The organism is Streptomyces sp. NPDC050121, assembly GCF_044460385.1.
Lineage (GTDB): Bacteria > Actinomycetota > Actinomycetes > Streptomycetales > Streptomycetaceae > Streptomyces > Streptomyces soliscabiei.
Window position 1 is genome coordinate 1 of the sequence record NZ_JBITJV010000011.1, and the last position, 18,299, is coordinate 18,299.

The 18,299-nt window shown below is 71.9% G+C and carries 17 protein-coding genes; 11 read left to right on the plus strand and 6 right to left on the minus strand.

Features of this window, described 5'->3' with window-relative positions:
• Positions 1-467 precede the first annotated feature (467 nt).
• A complete protein-coding gene (locus ACIBTS_RS18300) occupies positions 468-944 on the plus strand; it encodes a hypothetical protein (protein ID WP_399320511.1) in 477 nt (158 codons plus the stop codon).
• On the opposite strand, the gene ACIBTS_RS18305 is transcribed toward ACIBTS_RS18300, so the two are convergent.
• The gene (locus ACIBTS_RS18305; RefSeq protein ID WP_399320512.1) at positions 910-1,800 is read right to left on the minus strand and encodes a DUF4184 family protein; all 891 of its coding nucleotides are present in this window, start codon (positions 1,798-1,800) and stop codon (positions 910-912) included. The genes ACIBTS_RS18300 and ACIBTS_RS18305 overlap by 35 nt on opposite strands.
• A 365-nt stretch (positions 1,801-2,165) precedes the next feature.
• On the opposite strand from ACIBTS_RS18305, the gene ACIBTS_RS18310 reads away from it, so the two are divergent.
• The 3 genes from ACIBTS_RS18310 to ACIBTS_RS18320 all read left to right on the plus strand — a co-directional run bounded on the left by ACIBTS_RS18310 (position 2,166) and on the right by ACIBTS_RS18320 (position 5,198).
• Positions 2,166-3,905, plus strand: a complete 1,740-nt coding sequence (locus ACIBTS_RS18310; protein WP_399320514.1) for a lytic transglycosylase domain-containing protein — start codon at positions 2,166-2,168, stop codon at positions 3,903-3,905.
• Positions 3,906-4,049: 144 nt separating this feature from the next.
• Positions 4,050-4,184: an SPW_0924 family protein gene (locus tag ACIBTS_RS18315; protein WP_107472664.1), complete on the plus strand. Its 135-nt coding sequence runs from the start codon at positions 4,050-4,052 to the stop codon at positions 4,182-4,184.
• Between the two features lie 21 nt (positions 4,185-4,205).
• Positions 4,206-5,198: a DUF3068 domain-containing protein gene (locus tag ACIBTS_RS18320; protein ID WP_399320516.1), complete on the plus strand. Its 993-nt coding sequence runs from the start codon at positions 4,206-4,208 to the stop codon at positions 5,196-5,198.
• Here the strand turns inward: ACIBTS_RS18320 and hrpB are convergent.
• Together hrpB and ACIBTS_RS18330 are read right to left on the minus strand one after the other, a co-directional pair.
• The gene (hrpB, locus tag ACIBTS_RS18325) at positions 5,188-7,719 is read right to left on the minus strand and encodes an ATP-dependent helicase HrpB (protein ID WP_399320789.1); all 2,532 of its coding nucleotides are present in this window, start codon (positions 7,717-7,719) and stop codon (positions 5,188-5,190) included. The two genes, ACIBTS_RS18320 and hrpB, sit on opposite strands and share 11 nt — an antisense overlap.
• 146 nt (positions 7,720-7,865) lie before the next feature.
• Positions 7,866-8,750: a class I SAM-dependent methyltransferase gene (locus tag ACIBTS_RS18330; RefSeq protein WP_399320518.1), complete on the minus strand. Its 885-nt coding sequence runs from the start codon at positions 8,748-8,750 to the stop codon at positions 7,866-7,868.
• A 319-nt stretch (positions 8,751-9,069) separates the two neighbouring features.
• Here ACIBTS_RS18330 and rpsA point away from each other — a divergent pair, with 319 nt between their 5' ends.
• From rpsA to ACIBTS_RS18350, 4 genes are all read left to right on the plus strand, one after another.
• On the plus strand, positions 9,070-10,569 hold the full coding sequence (rpsA, locus tag ACIBTS_RS18335; RefSeq protein ID WP_079663013.1) for a 30S ribosomal protein S1: 1,500 nt from the start codon (positions 9,070-9,072) through the stop codon (positions 10,567-10,569).
• Between the two features lie 194 nt (positions 10,570-10,763).
• A complete protein-coding gene (locus tag ACIBTS_RS18340; protein WP_079663014.1) occupies positions 10,764-11,702 on the plus strand; it encodes a PAC2 family protein in 939 nt (312 codons plus the stop codon).
• Positions 11,703-11,767: 65 nt separating this feature from the next.
• Positions 11,768-12,388, plus strand: coding sequence for a dephospho-CoA kinase (coaE, locus tag ACIBTS_RS18345; RefSeq protein WP_399320520.1), 621 nt, complete (start codon positions 11,768-11,770; stop codon positions 12,386-12,388).
• A gap of 50 nt (positions 12,389-12,438) precedes the next feature.
• The gene (locus tag ACIBTS_RS18350) at positions 12,439-12,819 is read left to right on the plus strand and encodes a tetratricopeptide repeat protein (RefSeq protein ID WP_319338592.1); all 381 of its coding nucleotides are present in this window, start codon (positions 12,439-12,441) and stop codon (positions 12,817-12,819) included.
• An 83-nt stretch (positions 12,820-12,902) separates the two neighbouring features.
• Here the strand turns inward: ACIBTS_RS18350 and ACIBTS_RS18355 are convergent, their stop codons facing one another.
• The gene (locus ACIBTS_RS18355; RefSeq protein WP_399320791.1) at positions 12,903-13,169 is read right to left on the minus strand and encodes a DUF6343 family protein; all 267 of its coding nucleotides are present in this window, start codon (positions 13,167-13,169) and stop codon (positions 12,903-12,905) included.
• A gap of 208 nt (positions 13,170-13,377) precedes the next feature.
• On the opposite strand from ACIBTS_RS18355, the gene ACIBTS_RS18360 reads away from it, so the two are divergent.
• The 3 genes from ACIBTS_RS18360 (at position 13,378) to pip (ending at position 15,887) form a co-directional block, all read left to right on the plus strand.
• Complete coding sequence (locus ACIBTS_RS18360; protein WP_399320522.1) at positions 13,378-14,061, plus strand: class I SAM-dependent methyltransferase; 684 nt, start codon at positions 13,378-13,380, stop codon at positions 14,059-14,061.
• Positions 14,062-14,153: 92 nt separating this feature from the next.
• Positions 14,154-14,903 (plus strand): uracil-DNA glycosylase, encoded by a 750-nt coding sequence (locus ACIBTS_RS18365; RefSeq protein WP_399320523.1) that lies wholly within the window; start codon positions 14,154-14,156, stop codon positions 14,901-14,903.
• 27 nt (positions 14,904-14,930) lie between these two features.
• Positions 14,931-15,887 (plus strand): prolyl aminopeptidase, encoded by a 957-nt coding sequence (gene pip, locus ACIBTS_RS18370; RefSeq protein ID WP_399320524.1) that lies wholly within the window; start codon positions 14,931-14,933, stop codon positions 15,885-15,887.
• An 11-nt stretch (positions 15,888-15,898) separates the two neighbouring features.
• On the opposite strand, the gene ACIBTS_RS18375 is transcribed toward pip, so the two are convergent.
• Positions 15,899-17,356 (minus strand): LamG domain-containing protein, encoded by a 1,458-nt coding sequence (locus ACIBTS_RS18375; RefSeq protein WP_399320525.1) that lies wholly within the window; start codon positions 17,354-17,356, stop codon positions 15,899-15,901.
• Between the two features lie 66 nt (positions 17,357-17,422).
• Positions 17,423-18,181 (minus strand): FCD domain-containing protein, encoded by a 759-nt coding sequence (locus ACIBTS_RS18380; RefSeq protein WP_399320527.1) that lies wholly within the window; start codon positions 18,179-18,181, stop codon positions 17,423-17,425.
• Between the last annotated feature and the right edge of the window lie 118 nt (positions 18,182-18,299).

An 18,299-nucleotide genomic window follows, 5' to 3' on the forward strand; every position in this document is an offset into this window, starting at 1 on the left:
CGAGGCGGTGCCCGCGGCGGGGGCACGACGCGTGAACTGAGCAGGCCCGGTGGGGGGGGGGGGGGGGGGGGGGGGGGGGGGGGGGGCGGGCCGCCCCCCCCCCCCCCCCCCCCCCCCCCCCCCCCCCCCCCCCGTTCATGCCGCCGGCCTACGGGTCGCCGCGCCAAGCAGTCCACGGCAGGCCGCGGGCAGTCAGCGCGCAACCGTGCCGCTGGGGCGGCACGGGCGGGCGCACGCGGCGGCCCCCGCCAGCGCCGGGATGCGCGGTCGGGTGGGTGTGGGCGGTGCCCTGTCAGTGCTGGGATGGGCGGCCCAGGCCCGCCCCGGCCCGCCCAAGCCCGCCCCGGTCCGGGGCGGACCGTCGGCATGCCTCCCGGGCAGTGGCCGGCCTGCCGCCCGGAGGGCCTGTCACCCGCGTGGCCCCCGAGAACAGGCCCCTGCCCGGCCCGGCCCGCCAGGATGCGGCCATGGGTATACGCCTGCTTCACCGCCGCAAGGCCCACGCACGCGTGCACGCCACGGCAACCGCGGACGCGCAGCTCGCCCCCGGCACGGCCGCCTGGACACGACCGCGCTCCGCCCTCGCGCCCGCCGCCGCCACTCCCCGCGTCCCCGGGACGCCCGCCACGGCCCTCCGCACAGCCACCGCCCGCCTCCGCCGCCGCGCCGCCCGCGTCGTCCCCGAAAGGGTGCTGCGGCTCGTGCCCAGCGGCGAGCGACGAGCCTCCGCGGCCGGCCGCAGAAGGGCACCGCATGCGCGTCTGGACCGCGACACCTGGCGGCGGTGCGCCGAGGCGGTGTGCGGCTGCCTGGCCCTCGCCCTCAGCGCCCTCGGCCGGCTCCGCAGACCCCGGACGGCCCGCCGTATCCCCGTCCCCGTCCCCGTCCCCGTCGCGACCGCGACACCCCTCACCGAACGCCCGGACGGCTCCGCTCCCCGCTGACTCCCGCCGACTCCGTGCGCCCAGCCAGGACATCGCGGGCGGCCGGACCGACCGGACGGGCCGGACGCCACAGCCGCACCCCGACGGCGTACAGCAGCACCCCGAGCACCAGCCCCGCGCCCGCCCCGAAGCACACCGTCGGGATGAGCTCCCACGGCTTCGCCTCCCGCGGCCCCCAGTACTGCCACCACCGCGTCGCCCGCCGCACCGCCGCGACCAGCGCCGAGCCGCCGATCACGGCAGCGGCCCACCACCGGTCCCGCACCGACAACACCGCCACCCCGAGCGGCTCACCGGCCGGCGCCCGGCGCAGCGCGTACGTCAGGAACACGGCGATCACGACCGCGGCCACGGCCGAACCCCCGTACTGCAGGTACCAGTACAGCGGCGACCCGGCGAACGTCTCCCCGAGGACGGGGAACAGCCGCATGCCCCAGCGGTCGAGGTGCGTGAAGGCGTCCCACACCACGTGCGTCAGCGCGCCGAGCACCGCCGAGACGTACCACCACAGGACGACGGACGGCCCCACACGCGCGCGTGGCGCCCCACAGCGGGTCAGGGCCGCCGTCCGGCCCTGCCGGTCGCGCGGCAGCAGCGCCACCAGCGGTTCACGCACCAGCAGCCACAGCCCCACCAACGCCCACGCGACGAGCACGTCGACCGTGAACACACCGGCGAAGGAGTGCGTCACGTCACCGAACTCCATGGCCCCGGACAGGACACTCGCCGCGTAATAGGTCATGTCGGGAGCGAAGGAACCCGCCACCAGGACCGCCGGCACCAGCCGTCCACGGCCGGCGCCGTCGGCGCGCACGGCGGGCAGCACGGCCGCCGCATGACTCAGGGTGAACGGCAACGGAGCTCCTGGGGGCGGACCTTGGCGGGCCGGCCGGCCCCGCGATCGACGACGTCCAGTATGCGGGGCACGGTTCCCCGTCGGACGGCACATGACCGCCCGGTGAAAACGACGCCCGAACGGGTGCCGGTGCAAAAGAAGTTGTCGTAGGGTCGCCTGGGTCGCCGTGCCCGGAGGGCGCGTCGAACAAGAGGACAGAGCAGGGCAAACCGCCCATGAGTGCAACCCTCGGGGCGGGTTGACCGTCAGACCAGTGGTACCGGTGACACCAGCGGCAACGGGGCCGGCGGCCACAACGGCACCAGCCGTCACGGCAGGACAGACGTAGAGACGGGCGTTCGGCGTCCACGGGAGGGTTTCACTTCATGTCGGCGCATATCGGCACGAGACTGCGCAAGGGAGCGGTCAACACGACCGTGGCCGCACTGGCGGTCGCGGCTCTGGCCGCGTCCCAGGCACCGGACGTCACGGCCGACGGGCACGGCAGACAGACCGCCGCCGACGCCCCGTCCGCCGACCCGAGCACGGGCGCCGGCACGGGTGACAGCGCCACCGGCAACTCGCCGTACTACACGGACCTGCCGCCGCTGAACAGCCCCAGCCCCGCCCCGACCGTGACCCCGCCCACCACCCCCGCCGCCACCGGCAGCACCGAGGCGGGCATACCCGCGACCGTCCTGGACGCCTACAAGAAGGCCGAGAGGGAACTGGCGCAGTCCAAGCCGGGCTGCAACCTGCCCTGGCAGCTCCTCGCCGCCATCGGCAAGGTCGAGTCGGGCCAGGCCCGCGGCGGCAACGTCACCGCCGACGGCACGACCGTCACACCGATCCTCGGCCCGGTCCTCAACGGCGTCGGCTTCGCCAACATCAGCGACACCGACAACGGCGCCTACGACGGCGACAGCACCTACGACCGCGCCGTCGGCCCCATGCAGTTCATCCCCTCGACCTGGGAGTGGGCGGGCCGCGACGGCAACGGCGACGGCAAGAAGGACCCCAACAACGTCTACGACGCCGCGCTCGCCGCCGGCCACTACCTGTGCCGCTACGACTGGGACATGTCCACCACGTCCGGGATGCGCAGCGCGATCCTCAGCTACAACAACTCGACGGACTACCTCAACACCGTCCTGTCGTGGCTGGAGTACTACCGTAAGGGCACGCACGAGGTCCCCAACGGCGCCGGCACCGTGCCGAGCGGCCGCAGCGACGACGGCCCGGGCACCACCCCCACCCCGTCGACGCCCGGCACGCCGACGAAGCCCGGCAAGCCGTCCACCCCGGGCAAGCCCAGCAAGCCCGGCACGCCCTCCAAGCCCAGCACCCCGACGCCGACGCCCACGCCGACCGACACGGTCGACCACATCGAGAACGCGGGCACGGCGAGCCTCACCGCCATGGCGGGCGACACCTACACCGACCGGATCTCCGCGCGCGCGGAGACGGCCACCGGCAAGGCCGTCGCCAAGGTCAGGGTCCGCTTCACCATCGTCGGCGACACCGACGCCACCTTCACCGGCGGCGAGGACGTCGCCACGATCGCCACCGACAGCAAGGGCATCGCCCTCGCCCCCGTCCTCAAGGCGGGCGAGAAGACCGGCGACTTCACCGTCCGCGCCACGGTCCTCGGCCGCGCCCTCTCCGCCCTCGACTACAAGGCCACCGTCACCGCCCGCGCCGCCGACGCCCTCGCCCGCACCAGCCAGACGGCGCTGACCTGCACGGCCGGCGGCGAGTTCGCCGACCAGGTCGAGGTGAAGGCCACCTACAAGGGCGCCGCCGCGGACAAGGTCGCGGCCACCGCAACCCTGATCAAGTCGGCCGGCGACCCGACCACGAACGACAAGGGCCCCTACTTCAAGGACACCGCCGGCAACCCCGTGCGCACCTGGGACCTGCAGACGGACGCAGGCGGCCTGCTGCAGCTGCCCAAGCTGTACGCGGACGACAACGCCGGCACGTACCTGCTGCGCATCACCACCACCGGCGGAGCGACCCTCACGGTCGAACTGACCGTCACGGCCGCGCCGTCCGCTACCCCGGCCCCGACCCCGACCCCGAGCCCCACGCCCAGCGGGTCGGAGTCGACGACGCCCACCCCGTAACACCCTCTCCGCGGCACCTTCCGCGACAACGGCGGCGCCCCTTCCCTGCGAAGGGGCGCCGCCGTCGTGTGCGACGTGTTCTCTTCTCGGCCGCCCGTTGCTACGGTGCCGCACCTGACGGCCAGTCAGCTCCGGGAGGTCCGTATGCGTGCCCTGATCGCCGCCGCGACCGGTCTCGCCGTCGCGCTCGCCCTGGTCCTCACCCTCACCGCACTGGGCACACCCACCGGCAAGACCTCCCCGAAACCCCTGCTGACGACGGTGCCCGCACACCCCTGACCGCCCCGGAGGGAGGCCGAGATGCGCCGCAAGGCCAGCCTGATCCTGCTAGCCCTCGCCGTGTTCTGCGCGGCACTGTCCCCACTGCTGCGCTGGTACGCCTTCCCGCGCCTGGCCAAGATCCCCGCGAACGAATACCAGACCATGGTCGTGGAGGCGAAGAACGCCACCCTCCTCGACTACGGCACCATGACCGCCCGCACCGTCCCCAAGGTCACCATCGTGCAGACCCTCAAGGGCGACGTGGAGGCCTCCGAGAAGATCGAGAAGACCGCCGGCCGTGACGTCGTCGTCTGGGACGGCCTCTCCTACGTCCAGGGCCCCGACGGCAAGATGGTCTCCAAGGTCCCCGAGCGCTACATCTTCGACGCCCACACCCAGGAACCCGTCCACGCCACCGGCGAGAGCGTCGACGGCGACCCCGTCCGCCGCCAGGGCATCGAGTTCAAGTGGCCCTTCCTGACGCAGAAACGCGACTACGAGTACTTCGACGCACAGACCCGCACCAGCGCCCCCATCCACTACAAGGGCACCCGGACCTTCCGCGGCCTGAAGGTCTACTACTTCGAACAGACCGTCCCCTGGACCAAGGTCGCCCTGCCCAGAACGATGCCCGTCGCCGGCATCACCCCCGAGACCGTCGCCAAGACCGGCACCACCCGCTGGTACACCACCGTCCGCAAGTTCTGGGTCGAACCGGTCACCGGAGCACCCGTCTACGCCGAGGAGAACCACCAGGAGGAACTGCGCGGCGGCTCTCTCCTCGGCGGCCGCGCCAAGGTCACGGCGTTCGCCGGCGACGTGAAGATGCGCGAGGACTTCGTCGACCACACGCTGTCCGTCGTCAAGTCCAACCGCACCCTGGTCCTGCTGCTCACGTCCTACCTGCCCTGGACCTTCCTCCTGCTCGGCGTCCTGCTGCTGTCCCTCTCCCTCTACCTGGAGGCCCGCTCCCGCCGCCCCGCACGGCCGACCCCCGCCGAACCCGCCCAGCCGCAGCCGGTCACCGCCTGAGCCGCGCGCTGGTGTACCGGGTCGGCTCGGCGCCGGCCGGATCCTCCGGCCACGGATGCTTCGGATACCGGCCGCGCAACTCCGCCCGCACCCCCTGGTAGCCGTCCCTCCAGAACGAGGCCAGGTCGGCGGTGACCGCCGCCGGCCGCCCCGCGGGCGACAGCAGATGCACGACCAACGGCACCCCCGCCACCCGCGGCGACTCCTGAAGCCCGAACATCTCCTGCAGCTTCACCGCGAGCACCGGCCGCTCCGGGTCGGCATAGTCGATCCGGATCCTGGATCCACTGGGCACGGTGATCCGCTCCGGCGCCAGCTCGTCCAGCCGGCCCGCCTCGCCGGAGGCCCACGGCAACAGCCGGACCAGCGCCGCTCCGGCGTCGATCCGCCCCAGATCGCCCCGCCGCCGGGCCCGCCCCAGCTCGGGCTCCAGCCATTCGTCCACGCGCGCGTACAGCGACGCGTCCGAGACGTCGGGCCACGGCTCCCCGAGCCGCAGCCGCAAAAACGCCAGCCGCTGCCGCAGCACATGCGCATCGGGCGACCACCGCAGCAACCCCAGCCCGTCCCGCTCCAGCCCCTCGAGCAGCGCACCGCGGACCAGCCCGGCGTCGGCGTCCCGCAGCGGCCGCACCGCCAGCTCCACCGCCCCCAGCCGCTCCACCCGCCGCGCCACGACGTCCCCGTCGGCCCAGTGCACCTCGTCGCGCTCGTCGAGCAGCACCCCGGCAGCGAGCCGGGCGACCTCCTCGTCCACCGCCGCCGCGAGCTGCACGCGCGCGTGCCCCTTCCCCACGGGCCGGTCGGCGACGGCGACGGCGAGCCAGGCCGCGCCCCGCAGTCCCGTCCCCTCACCGACCTCGGCCCGCGTCCCGGACACCATGAGGTAGGAACCACCGTCGAGCCTGGCGACCCGCTCGGGGAAGGCAAGAGCGACGACGAGACCCTCGACGTTCCCGTCCACCGCACGACGATCACCGGCGGACGGGCGAGAAATTCCGGCGGACGGCCCGGAAACGCCGGCGACGACCGACCGCAGCCGCCGCACCTCGGCCCTCCACCGCCCGGAGTAGGCGTCACCCCCGCGCCGCGCGGCCCGCAGAGCGGCCGCCAGATCATCCCCATACTCCCGCGGCGCCTCCTCGCTGAGCAGCGCGACCACCTCCGCGGCCCGCTCCACTCCCACCGACGCGGCCCCGTCCAGCAACGCCCGCCCCAGCCGGGGGTGCAGCCCCAACCGCGCCAACCGCACCCCCCGCCCGGTGGCCCGACCGGCCGAGTCCACCGCCCCGATCGCCGTCAGCAGCGACCTCGCCGCCGCCATCGCCCCGCCCGGCGGCGGATCCAGCAACGCCAGCCCCGACGCGTCCGGATCGCCCCAGCAGGCCGCCTGGAGAGCGAACGCGGCCAGATCGGCCACCTTGATCTCCGGGGCCGGGAACGGCGACAGACGGACGTCCTCCGCCTCCGCCCAGCACCGGTACACCGCACCCGGCGCCTCCCGACCGGCCCGCCCCGCCCGCTGCCGCCCCGCCGCCTGCGACGCCCGCACGGTCGTCAGCGCGCTCAACCCGCGCGCGTGATCCACCCGCGGCTCCCGCGCCAGCCCCGAGTCGACGACCACCCGCACCCCGGGAACCGTCAGCGAGGACTCCGCCACCGACGTCGCCAGCACCACCCTGCGCCGCGCCGCCGGCGCCAGCACAGCGTCCTGCACCGCCGCCGGCGCCCGCCCGTGCACCTGGAGCACATCCACCCCGCCCAGCTCCCCGAGCTGCCCCGCGACCCGCACGATCTCCCCGACACCCGGCAGGAAACACAACACATCCCCCGACCGCTCCGCCAACGCCCGCCGCACCACCGACGCCACATGGGCCAGCAGTGCCGGATCCACCCGCATCCCGTGCGGCGGCCGCACCGGCCGCGCCGGCGGCGCCCAGACCACCTCCACGTCGTACGACGTCCCGCGGGCCTCCACCACCGGCGCCCCGCCCAGCAGCCGCGCCCACCCCGCCGTGTCCGTCGTCGCCGACGCCGCCACCAGCCGCAGCTCGGGCCGCAGCGTCTCACGCACATCCCACAGGAAGGCGGCCGAGGTGTCCGCGTCGAGATGCCGCTCATGACACTCGTCCAGCACCACCACGTCGACGCCCGTCAACTCCTGGTCGCGCTGAAGACGCTGCAACAGCACACCGGTCGTGACGACCTCCACGCGCGCGCGTGGCCCCACGACCCGCTCCCCGCGCACGGTGTACCCGACGCTCTCCCCGACCTTCTCGCCCAGCAGCCACGCCATCCGCCGGGCCGCCGCCCGCGCCGCGATCCGCCGCGGCTCGGCCACCACCACCCGCCGCACAGGCCCCCCACCCAGCAGCCCGGCCAGCGCGAGCGGCACCAGCGTCGTCTTGCCGGTACCGGGCGGCGCGGCCAGCACCGCGGCGCCGTGCCCGTCCAGAGCGTCGTTCAGGGCGGGCAGCGCGGCCCGCACGGGCAGCGCGTCGAGAGCGTCGTCACGGGGGATCACGCCCCTAGTGTCGTACGCCACCGAAAACACCACGCACGCGCGCGCGTGCGTAGGAGGTGGGGGGTGGGGGGGTGGGGGAACGCCACGTGACGCACCCAGCACGGCTGCCCCGGGACAGGCCCGGGACAGGCCGTGGTCCCGTGCTAGTCCCGCTCGCAGACGAAGATCGCCGTCCCCGGGATCAGGTTCCCGCGCAGCGGGGACCAGCCGCCCCACTCCGACGAGTTCCAGGCCGGCCACTCCGGCTCGACCAGGTCCACCAGCCGGAACCCCCCCGCCACGACGTCACGGACCCGGTCGCCGAGCGTCCGGTGGTGCTCCACGTACACCGCGCGGCCCTCGTCGTCCTGCTCGACGTACGGAGTGCGGTCGAAGTACGAGGACGACACCGACAGGCCCTCGGGACCCGGCTCGTCGGGGAACGCCCAGCGGATCGGATGGGTCACCGAGAACACGAAACGGCCGCCCGGCCGCAGCACCCGCCGCACCTCCCTCAGGACCAGCACCGGATCGGCCACGAAGGGCAGCGCCCCGTACGCCGAGCAGGCCATGTCGAACGAGCCGTCCGCGAAGGGCAGCGCGCCCGCGTCGGCGCACACCAGCGCAAACGCGCCACCGATGCGCAGCGCGTGCTGCAGCTGACGGTGGGAGATGTCCAGGGCCACCGGATGCGCGCCCTGCGCGGCCAGCCAGCGCGCGCACTGGGCCGCGCCGGCGCCGATCTCCAGGACGGCCTTCCCCTTCAGCTCCTCCGGCGGGCCGAGCAGCTCGGCCTCCACCTCGTCCAGGCCCTCGGGACCCCACACGAAGCGGTCGTCGCCGAGGAAGGTGCCGTGCTCGATCTGGTATTCGTCCGCGTTGCGGTCCCACCAGCCCCGGTTGGCCCGGGAACTCTCGGCGACGTCGGCATCACGTCGGGTGGCTTCCGGCTCGAAGGCCGCCGTCTCGGACGATGCGGGCTCTTGGATGATCGGCTCCCTCGTCGTACTCTTCCGTGCAACCCGCCCGACGGTGTCACCTGGTGTCACCGAAGGGGCTTCCTGCGGCCTGCGTGGCCTCGGGAGAAAGGTTGTGTGCCGGGTATGCGGCGATCCGCCCCGGGTGTGCGCCTTCGCGCATTGACCCTGCCCGGCTGCCCCCGTATGCTACAAGTTGCGCTGCGGGCCTGCGCACCTCAGACGTAGCAGGCTGCGCTCGCATCTGTTGTATGTCCCCTCGGTTCTCGAGGCGTCATCACCAGTTTCTGGTGTGGCGCTTCCTAAGCTGTCCGGCTTCTTCAGAGCGATCACGGGCTCCCGGCGTAGCAGTACCTACGACTTTCTGTCCGTAACCGGAGCCCTTTCCCACATGACGAGCAGCACCGAGACCACCGCCACCACCCCGCAGGTTGCGGTCAACGACATCGGTAACGAGGAAGCTTTCCTCGCCGCGATCGACGAAACGATCAAGTACTTCAACGACGGCGACATCGTCGACGGCGTCATCGTGAAGGTCGACCGGGACGAGGTCCTGCTCGACATCGGTTACAAGACCGAAGGCGTTATCCCGAGCCGTGAGCTCTCCATCAAGCACGACGTCGACCCCAACGAGGTCGTCGCCGTGGGCGATGAGATCGAGGCCCTCGTCCTCCAGAAGGAGGACAAGGAAGGCCGCCTCATCCTGTCCAAGAAGCGCGCTCAGTACGAGCGTGCCTGGGGCACGATCGAGAAGATCAAGGAAGAAGACGGCATCGTCACCGGTACCGTCATCGAGGTCGTCAAGGGTGGACTCATCCTCGACATCGGCCTCCGTGGCTTCCTCCCGGCCTCCCTCGTCGAGATGCGCCGCGTCCGCGACCTCCAGCCCTACGTGGGCAAGGAGCTCGAGGCGAAGATCATCGAGCTGGACAAGAACCGCAACAACGTGGTCCTGTCCCGCCGCGCCTGGCTGGAGCAGACCCAGTCCGAGGTCCGCCAGACGTTCCTCACGACCCTCCAGAAGGGTCAGGTCCGCTCCGGTGTGGTCTCCTCGATCGTCAACTTCGGTGCCTTCGTGGACCTGGGTGGCGTCGACGGTCTGGTCCACGTCTCCGAGCTGTCCTGGAAGCACATCGACCACCCCTCCGAGGTCGTCGAGGTCGGCCAGGAGGTCACGGTCGAGGTCCTCGACGTCGACATGGACCGCGAGCGCGTCTCCCTGTCGCTGAAGGCGACCCAGGAAGACCCGTGGCAGCAGTTCGCCCGCACCCACCAGATCGGCCAGGTCGTGCCCGGCAAGGTCACGAAGCTGGTTCCGTTCGGTGCGTTCGTCCGCGTGGACGAGGGCATCGAGGGTCTGGTCCACATCTCCGAGCTGGCCGAGCGCCACGTGGAGATCCCGGAGCAGGTCGTCCAGGTCAACGACGAGATCTTCGTCAAGGTCATCGACATCGACCTCGAGCGCCGTCGCATCAGCCTCTCGCTGAAGCAGGCCAACGAGTCCTTCGGTGCCGACCCGGCCTCGGTCGAGTTCGACCCGACCCTGTACGGCATGGCCGCGTCCTACGACGACCAGGGCAACTACATCTACCCCGAGGGCTTCGACCCCGAGACCAACGACTGGCTCGAGGGCTACGAGACCCAGCGGGAGGCGTGGGAGCACCAGTACGCCGAGGCGCAGCAGCGCTTCGAGCAGCACCAGGCGCAGGTCATCAAGTCCCGCGAGGCGGACGAGAAGGCCGCTGCCGAGGGCGGCGACACCGCGGGTGCGGCTCCGGCCGCGACCGGCGGCGGCTCCTACTCCTCCGAGGGCGCCGACACCTCCGGCGCGCTGGCCTCGGACGAGGCGCTTGCCGCGCTGCGGGAGAAGCTGGCCGGTGGGCAGAGCTGACGCCCACCGAGCAGTAGCTCTGCTTCGCAGTAGCTCATAGCTCATCCTGACTGAGGGCCCGCACCTTTCGAGGTGCGGGCCCTCAGCGTTGCCGTGCAGCACCGCGCAAGAGTCGGCTGATCAAGGACCTCCAGCGGGAATGCCCACGCCCCCACGGGCGTTGTGCAGAAGGAACACGAGGAGGAGCGGTCCAAGTGCTTGATCCGCAGGGTTTGTACGCATGGGAGCCGAAAGGCCTGGCAGTCGTCGACATGGCGCTGGCACAGGAGTCGGCCGGACTTGTCATGCTCTACCACTTCGACGGATACATCGACGCGGGCGAGACCGGCGACCAGATCGTCGACCGGCTGCTCGACTCGCTGCCCCACCAACTCGTCGCCCGCTTCGACCACGACCGGCTCGTGGACTATCGCGCCCGCCGCCCGCTGCTGACCTTCAAGCGCGACCGGTGGACCGAGTACGAGGAGCCGGCCATCGAAGTGCGACTCGTACAGGACACCACCGGAGCACCCTTCCTGCTGCTGTCCGGCCCCGAACCGGACGTGGAGTGGGAACGCTTCGCCGTCGCCGTCAAACAGATCGTGGAGCGCCTCGGCGTCCGCCTCTCGGTGAACTTCCACGGCATCCCCATGGGCGTCCCGCACACGCGCCCCGTGGGCCTCACCCCCCACGGCAACCGCACGGACCTCATGCCCGGCCACCGCAGCCCCTTCGACGAGGCACAGGTCCCCGGCAGCGCCGAAGCGCTCATCGAGTACCGCCTCATGGAAGCCGGCCACGACATCCTGGGCGTCGCCGCGCACGTCCCCCACTACATCGCCCGCTCGACCTACCCGGACGCCGCCCTGACCGTCCTGGAGGCCGTCACGGCCGCGACCGGCCTGGTCCTGCCGGGCATCGCGCACGCCCTGCGCACCGACGCCCACCGCACCCAGACCGAGATCGAGCGCCAGATCCAGGAAGGCGACGACGAGCTCACCTCCCTCGTCCAAGGCCTGGAACACCAGTACGACGCCGCCGCCGGCGCCGAAACCCGCGGCAACATGCTCGCCGAGCCCGTCGACATCCCCTCCGCCGACGAGATCGGCCTCGAGTTCGAACGATTCCTTGCAGAACGCGAAGGCGAAGGCTGACCACCCCCACAGCTCACAAGGGCCTGCCAGGTGCAATGTCACCGGCAGGCCCTAAGCTTCCGCTCATGCTGAAGGTGGGCCTGACCGGCGGGATCGGCGCCGGCAAGAGCGAAGTGTCCCGGCTGCTCGTCGAATGCGGAGCCGTACTCATCGACGCGGACCGCATCGCGCGCGAAGTCGTCGCACCCCACACCCCCGGCCTCGCGGCGGTCGTCGACGCCTTCGGCGAGGCCATCCTCGCCCCGGACGGCAGCCTCGACCGCCCCCGGCTCGGCTCGATCGTCTTCGCCGACCCCGAGAAACTCGCACGCCTCAACGCGATCGTGCACCCCCTCGTCGGCGCCCGCTCCCGCGAACTGGAGGCGAACGCCCCCGAAGACGCCGTCGTCGTCCACGACGTCCCCCTCCTCACCGAGAACGGCCTCGCCCCCCTGTACGACATCGTGGTCGTCGTCGACGCCGACCCCGACACCCGACTCGACCGGCTCGTCCGGCTGCGCGGCATGACCGAGGACGACGCCCGCGCGCGCATGGCCGCCCAGGCGACACGCGACAAACGCCGGGAGATCGCGGACATCGTGATCGACAACGACGTACCGCTCCCGGAACTGCGACGGCGCGTGCAGGACGTGTGGGCCGACCTCGTGCGCCGAGCGCACCCGCCACACGAGACCGCCCCGGAATAGCGGTCCGCGCTCCGCGCGTTGAACCCTCCGAGCAAGGGAAGGATTTTTCCGTGCCCGATACCGCAGGTTCGACCGGACGTACTCCGGAGACGCACGTCATCGACTTCCGTGCCGCGGAGCAACTCCTCGCCGCACGGGACCCGCGGGGCGCGGTGAAGCTGCTCGACCGAGTCATCGCCGCGCACCCCGAGAACACCGCCGCCCGGCTGCTACGCGCGCGTGCCTTCTTCGCCGCCGCGCAACTACGCCCCGCCGAGCTGGAGTTCACCGTCGTCCTGGAGCGCGAGCCGGACAACGCGTTCGCGCACTTCGCGCTCGCCCGCACCTACGAGCGGCAGGGCCGCGGCGACCAGGCCAAACGCCACTTCCGGTTGGCCGCAGCACTCGACCCCAACCCGCAGTACCTGAAAGCAGCCCGCTTCGAGACCTGAGGACGACCCCGACGGGACAACGGCTCGACAATGGCGCTCGTCAGCGCGAGCCCGTCAGCGGGAGCCTGTCAACGGTGAGCCCGTCAGGGGTGACGGTGCTCGGGCGGCCGGTACGGAGGAATGTCCCGCCCCGGCTGATAGTGCGGGCCCTGCCGGATGTGCCGGACGATCATCGTCAGATCCACTGTGATCACCAGCCACAGCACCCCACACGCCGCCGCCCACCCCGGGCGCCCCGCCAGAGTGAACGCGGCCGTCCCGAAGGTCGCCCAGGCCAGCCCCCACAGAGACAGCCACAGCCGCATCCTCAGTGCACTGCGCGCCGTCGTCGGCTCACTGCCCGTACGCATCCCGATCACCGCTCCTCCTTGCAACGTACTCCTCGGCACCCACGTTCTCCAGAGGAGCCCCGACGCCGCCGACAGGCGCTCGGCGGGAGAGCCGGTCCAGCCGCCCCGAAGGTTGCCCGAACAGACACCCCTCCCTCGAACGAGTGAACCGGCCAGGATGCGGAACGCCCAGCCACAGCACACCCGTTGGACGGGCATGCGACGACACATGCGACAGGGATACGAAGGAACAGGCCCCGGCGCGATCACGCCGGACGGCTGCGCGGTCGAGTTCTACTCACGCCTCCCCGTGAAGGACGAACCGGACATCATCTCCGCGGCGGTCCCCCCGGGCGCGCACCTCCTGGAGCTGGGCAGCGGAGTCGGGCGAGTGACCCACGCCCTCCTGGAGCGGGGCTTCACCGTCACAGCGGTGGACGAGTCCGCCGAAATGCTGGAGCGCGTCCGCGGCGCGCGCACCATATGCAGCCCGATCGAAGACCTCGACCTGGGCGAGACATTCGACGTCGTGATGCTCGCGTCGTTCCTCGTGCACAACGGAGACGTCGACGTGCGCACAAGGATGCTGCGCGCCTGCGCACGCCACATCGCCAAGGGCGGATGCCTGCTGATCCAACGAGAAGGAGAGGACTACCACACCAACCTGCCGCGTGAACGCGTCGACCCGAGCGGCTTCACCGTACGGATGTCCTCGGCCGGCCCCCTCGAGAACGGCGTCCGCTCCGTGCGCGCGGAGTACGAGTTCCCCGACGCGGTATGGACACAGACCTTCCGGACCCGCGCACTCACCAAGGACCAGTTCGAGCAGGCCCTGGCGGAGGCAGGCCTGAGAGTGGACCGATACCTGACCGACGACCGGATCTGGGTGAGGGCGGTGCCGGTGGAGGGCTAGGCGGTGGAGGAGTAGGCGGGGAAGGGGGCGGGAGGGGGGAGGGGGGAGGTCCCCTCCCCAGGATTTGTCCCGTGCAGTCGTACCGTGGGGACATGGCCACTCCCGACGCTCCCGCCGCCCTCGCCGAGCTGGACCGGCGGGTCGTGGGCTGTGGGGCGTGTCCTCGGTTGGTGGAGTGGCGTGAGCAGGTGGCTCGTACCAAGCGGGCGGCCTTCGCCGACTGGACGTACTGGGGGCGGCCCGTGCCCGGGTTCGGGCCGTCCGATGCCCGGCTGCTGATCGTCGGGCTCGCTCCGGCGGCGCACGGCGGGAACCGTACGGGCCGTATGTTCACCGGTGACCGTTCCGGGGACGTGCTCTACCAGGCGCTGTACGACGTGGGACTCGCCTCGCAGCCCACCTCCGTCTCCGTCGGCGACGGACTGGAGCTGTACGGCGTGCGCGTCACCTCGCCCGTGCACTGCGCGCCGCCCGCCAACAAGCCCACCCCCGGGGAGCGGGACACCTGCCGGCCCTGGCTGGTGCAGGAGCTGCGGCTGTTGCGGCCGACGCTGCGCGCGGTCGTCGTGCTCGGCGCGTTCGGCTGGCAGGCCGCGCTGCCCGCGTTCGCGGAGGCGGGCTGGACGGTGCCCCGGCCTCGACCTGCCTTCGCGCATGGGACCCGGGTGCCGCTTGCCGGCCCGGACGACGGCCCCGGCCTCGACCTTTTCGGCTGCTTCCATGTCAGCCAGCGCAACACCTTCACCGGCCGGCTCACCCCCGGGATGCTGCGGGACGTGCTGCACTCGGCCGCACGGGCGGCGGGGCTGGCCGGGCCGGCGTGCGATATCGGGGCGACGTAGGCCCGCGTCGGATCGTATGGTGCCTCGATGGGCCTGTATCCGGAGATCGAACCGTACGACCACGGCATGCTCGACGTCGGGGACGGCAACCGCGTGTACTGGGAGACCTGTGGGAACCCGCGGGGCAAGCCCGCGCTGGTGTTGCACGGGGGGCCGGGTTCCGGGAGCACGCCGTACTTCCGGCGGCTCTTCGACCCCGCCGCGTACCGGATCGTGCTGCTGGACCAGCGCGGGTGCGGGCGGTCCACGCCGCACGCGAGTGCGTACGGCACCGACATGAGCGTCAACACGACGGCTCACCTCCTCGCCGATCTGGAGTCGCTGCGGCGGTGGTTGGGGATCGGGCGGTGGCTGGTGTGGGGCGTGTCGTGGGGGTCGGTGCTGGGGCTGCGGTATGCGCAGACGCATCCCGGGGTGGTGAGCGAGCTGGTGCTGACGGGGGTGGCGACGGGGTCCGATGCCGAGGTGGACCTGTTGACCAGGGGGTTGGGGAAGGTGTTCCCGGAGGCGTTCGAGGGGTTCTTGGCGGGGCTGCCGGAGGGCGAGGCACGGGCCGGCAACCTGGCGGCCGCATACAACAGGCTGCTCGAAACGCCCGATCCCGAGGTGCGGGAGCGCGCGGCGCGGGCGTGGACGGACTGGGAGACGGCGACGATTCCGGCGCCGCCGCGGTCCGTCGAGCGGTTCGAGGACCCGGTGTTCCGGATGGGCTTCGCCCGTACCGTCACCCACTACTGGGGCAACGGTCACTTCCTGGACGGGGAGGGCGCCGTGCTACGGGACGCCCATCTCCTCGAGGGCGTCCCCGGCACCCTCGTGCAGGGCAGCCTCGACTTCGGCAACCTTCTCGGCACCGTGTGGCAGCTCCATCACGCCTGGCCGGGCTGCGAGTTGGTGGTCGTGGACGAGGCGGGGCACGACGCGGGGGCCCCGGGCGTGGCGGAGGCGCTGGTCGCGGCCACCGACGGGTACGCCCGGCGCTGACGCCGCTCGGGTCAGACGATGCGGGCCGCGGCGAGCGGCCGTGAGGAGACGGGGTGGGCACTGTCCCGGTCGGTGTTGACGCCCCACCGGTAGCGGGAGAACTCCCCGGTGGCGTTGGACGCGTAGAACATCATGTGGCCGATGCCGACACCCTCGAACTGTTCTTCCTTCACGAGACTGACCATGCGGGTGTCGGGGTACTCGGGGTAGTTGGTCAGCGCGTACACGCCGTGCGGTTCGGCCGTGCAGTCGACCACTTCGACGGCGTACTGGGTCTCTCCGGTGAAGTCCCCGACTCCGCTGAAGACGCCCTTGACCTCGCGGACCATGACGATGTGGCCGGTGCTGCCCTCGACCTGGCCGCTGTAGTCCACGGCGATGAGGTCGCCGGGCCGAAGGTCCGTGACCTTGCGGATCTGCTGGAAACGGGGGCCGGCGGTGCCGCTGGCGAAGGCCTGGCGGTAGTCGGCGGCTTCGGGGATGCGGTCCTGGAAGTACTGGGTGAAGTAGGCGTCGGTGGCCCATCCGTAGGTGTGGTTCAGCACGCGGGTGACGAAGGACGAGCAGCGGGCCAGCGCGATCCAGCTGGACAGGTCGTCGGGGGTGCCCCAGGTGAGGCTGGACGGGGAGCCGAGGAAGTAGACGTTGTTGAGTCGGGCCGTGCGGCCGCTGATCAGGGAGACTTCGTCGGCGTCGAGGGCGCGGCCGTAGGCGCGGACGTCGTCGACGGCGCCCTTGAACTGGTTGACGTATGCGCCGTTCCAGCGGGCCCGGCCGATGTTGAAGCCCTGGAGCGCCGCCCAGGACAGGGTGGCGTCGGCGGTGCCTTCGAGTACGCCGTTCACATACAGGCGGACGCGGGCGCCGTCCCACACTCCGGTCAGGTGGGTCCACTTGCCGAGCGCGGGGGCGGTGGTGCCGAGGGCGGAGATCTTGACGCTCTGGTCCTCGGCGCGCACCTTGAACGCCCAGGCGCCGGCCGCGTCGTCGTACTGGAGCAGGAAGCGGCTGCAGCCGGTGCCGTCCTGGCTGACCGCCGTGTACATCTTCGTCAGGACGGCGTCGTCCGCGAGGCGTACCCAGGCGGAGACCGTGAACGCGGTCGTGGTGTCGAGAACGGAGGCGGTGGCGGCGTAGGCCTCGTTCAGGGTGAGTTCGCCGCCTGCCCGCAGGGTCGTCCAGCTCGCGCCCGGGCCGAGGGTGACGGGGTGGTCGCGGCCGGAGAGGTCGGCGCCGGATCCGTCGAGGGGCCAGTGTCCGCTCAGGCCGGTGGGCAGATGGCCGGCCGCCAGGAGTCGCTGGTACTGGACCATGCGCTCGGCCTCGGCGAGATGCGGTACGCCGACCGGCGTGAACGGTGTGTCCAGTGGGGCGGCGGCGGCCGCGCTCCCGGCGCCGCCGATCACACCGGTCACCGCGCCCGCCCCCACGAGTGCGGCCCCGCTCAACAGCCCACGTCTGCTGACCATGTTGGTGTTCTCCGTCCCGTTTCTGCGAATCCTCTGTCGGACACCTGTCCGAAGGGTCGGCAGAGTCTAGGCGGAAGACCGGGTGGAAGGTTGAGCGGACGGTTGTGCGGAAGGCTGTGCGGGCGGTTGTGCGGACGGCTCCGTGGACGGCTCTGAGGGCGTGGTGTCGGCCGGTGTCCCGAAGAGATGTCGCACGGTGGAGCGGTAGTTGGCCTGGACGTGGTTCAGGGCGTGGGTGCGGGCGCGCTCGGGGTCGCCGGAGGCGATGGCGTCGTAGAGCTCCTGGTGTTCGGTGAGGAGTTGGGGCCATTCCTCGTTGCGTCGGGTGAGCCATTGCAGGCGGCCGCCGACCGGTTCCATGACGGAGATCAGCAGGGTGTTGCCGGCCATGGCGAGGAGGCGGTCGTGGAAGCGGGTGTTGATGTCGGTGATCGCTTCGGCGTCCCCGGTCTCGGTGGCGTGTGCCGCGCTCGCCAGCAGTTCCCGCAGGTCGGCGAGGTCCTCCGGGGTTGCGCGGGCGGCGGCCAGTCCGGCCGCGTACACCTCCAACGCCTCGCGCAGTTCGAAGAGTTCCTTCACGTCGGTGGGACTCAGTCGCCGTACGACCGTGCGGCGGGGGGTTTCGAACAGGACGAAGCCCTCGGCGACCAGTGCCCGGATGGCCTCCCGGACGGGGACCCTGGAGACGCCGAACCGGTCGGCCAGCTCCCGTTCGACGAGCCGGTCGCCGGGGCGCAGCCGACCGGCGATGATCTCCTGCCGCAGGGTTACCAGGACGCGCTCGCGCACCGCGCCGATCGGTTCGACCGGTTCGATCTTCGTCATGGGCCCATCCTCTCCGATGCGAGGGGGCTTTTACGGAGCCGTAACAGGAAGGACATGGGTCAGAACGCTTGACGGCGGGACCATGTCCGCAGTTTGGTATACCAAACGATCGACCCAG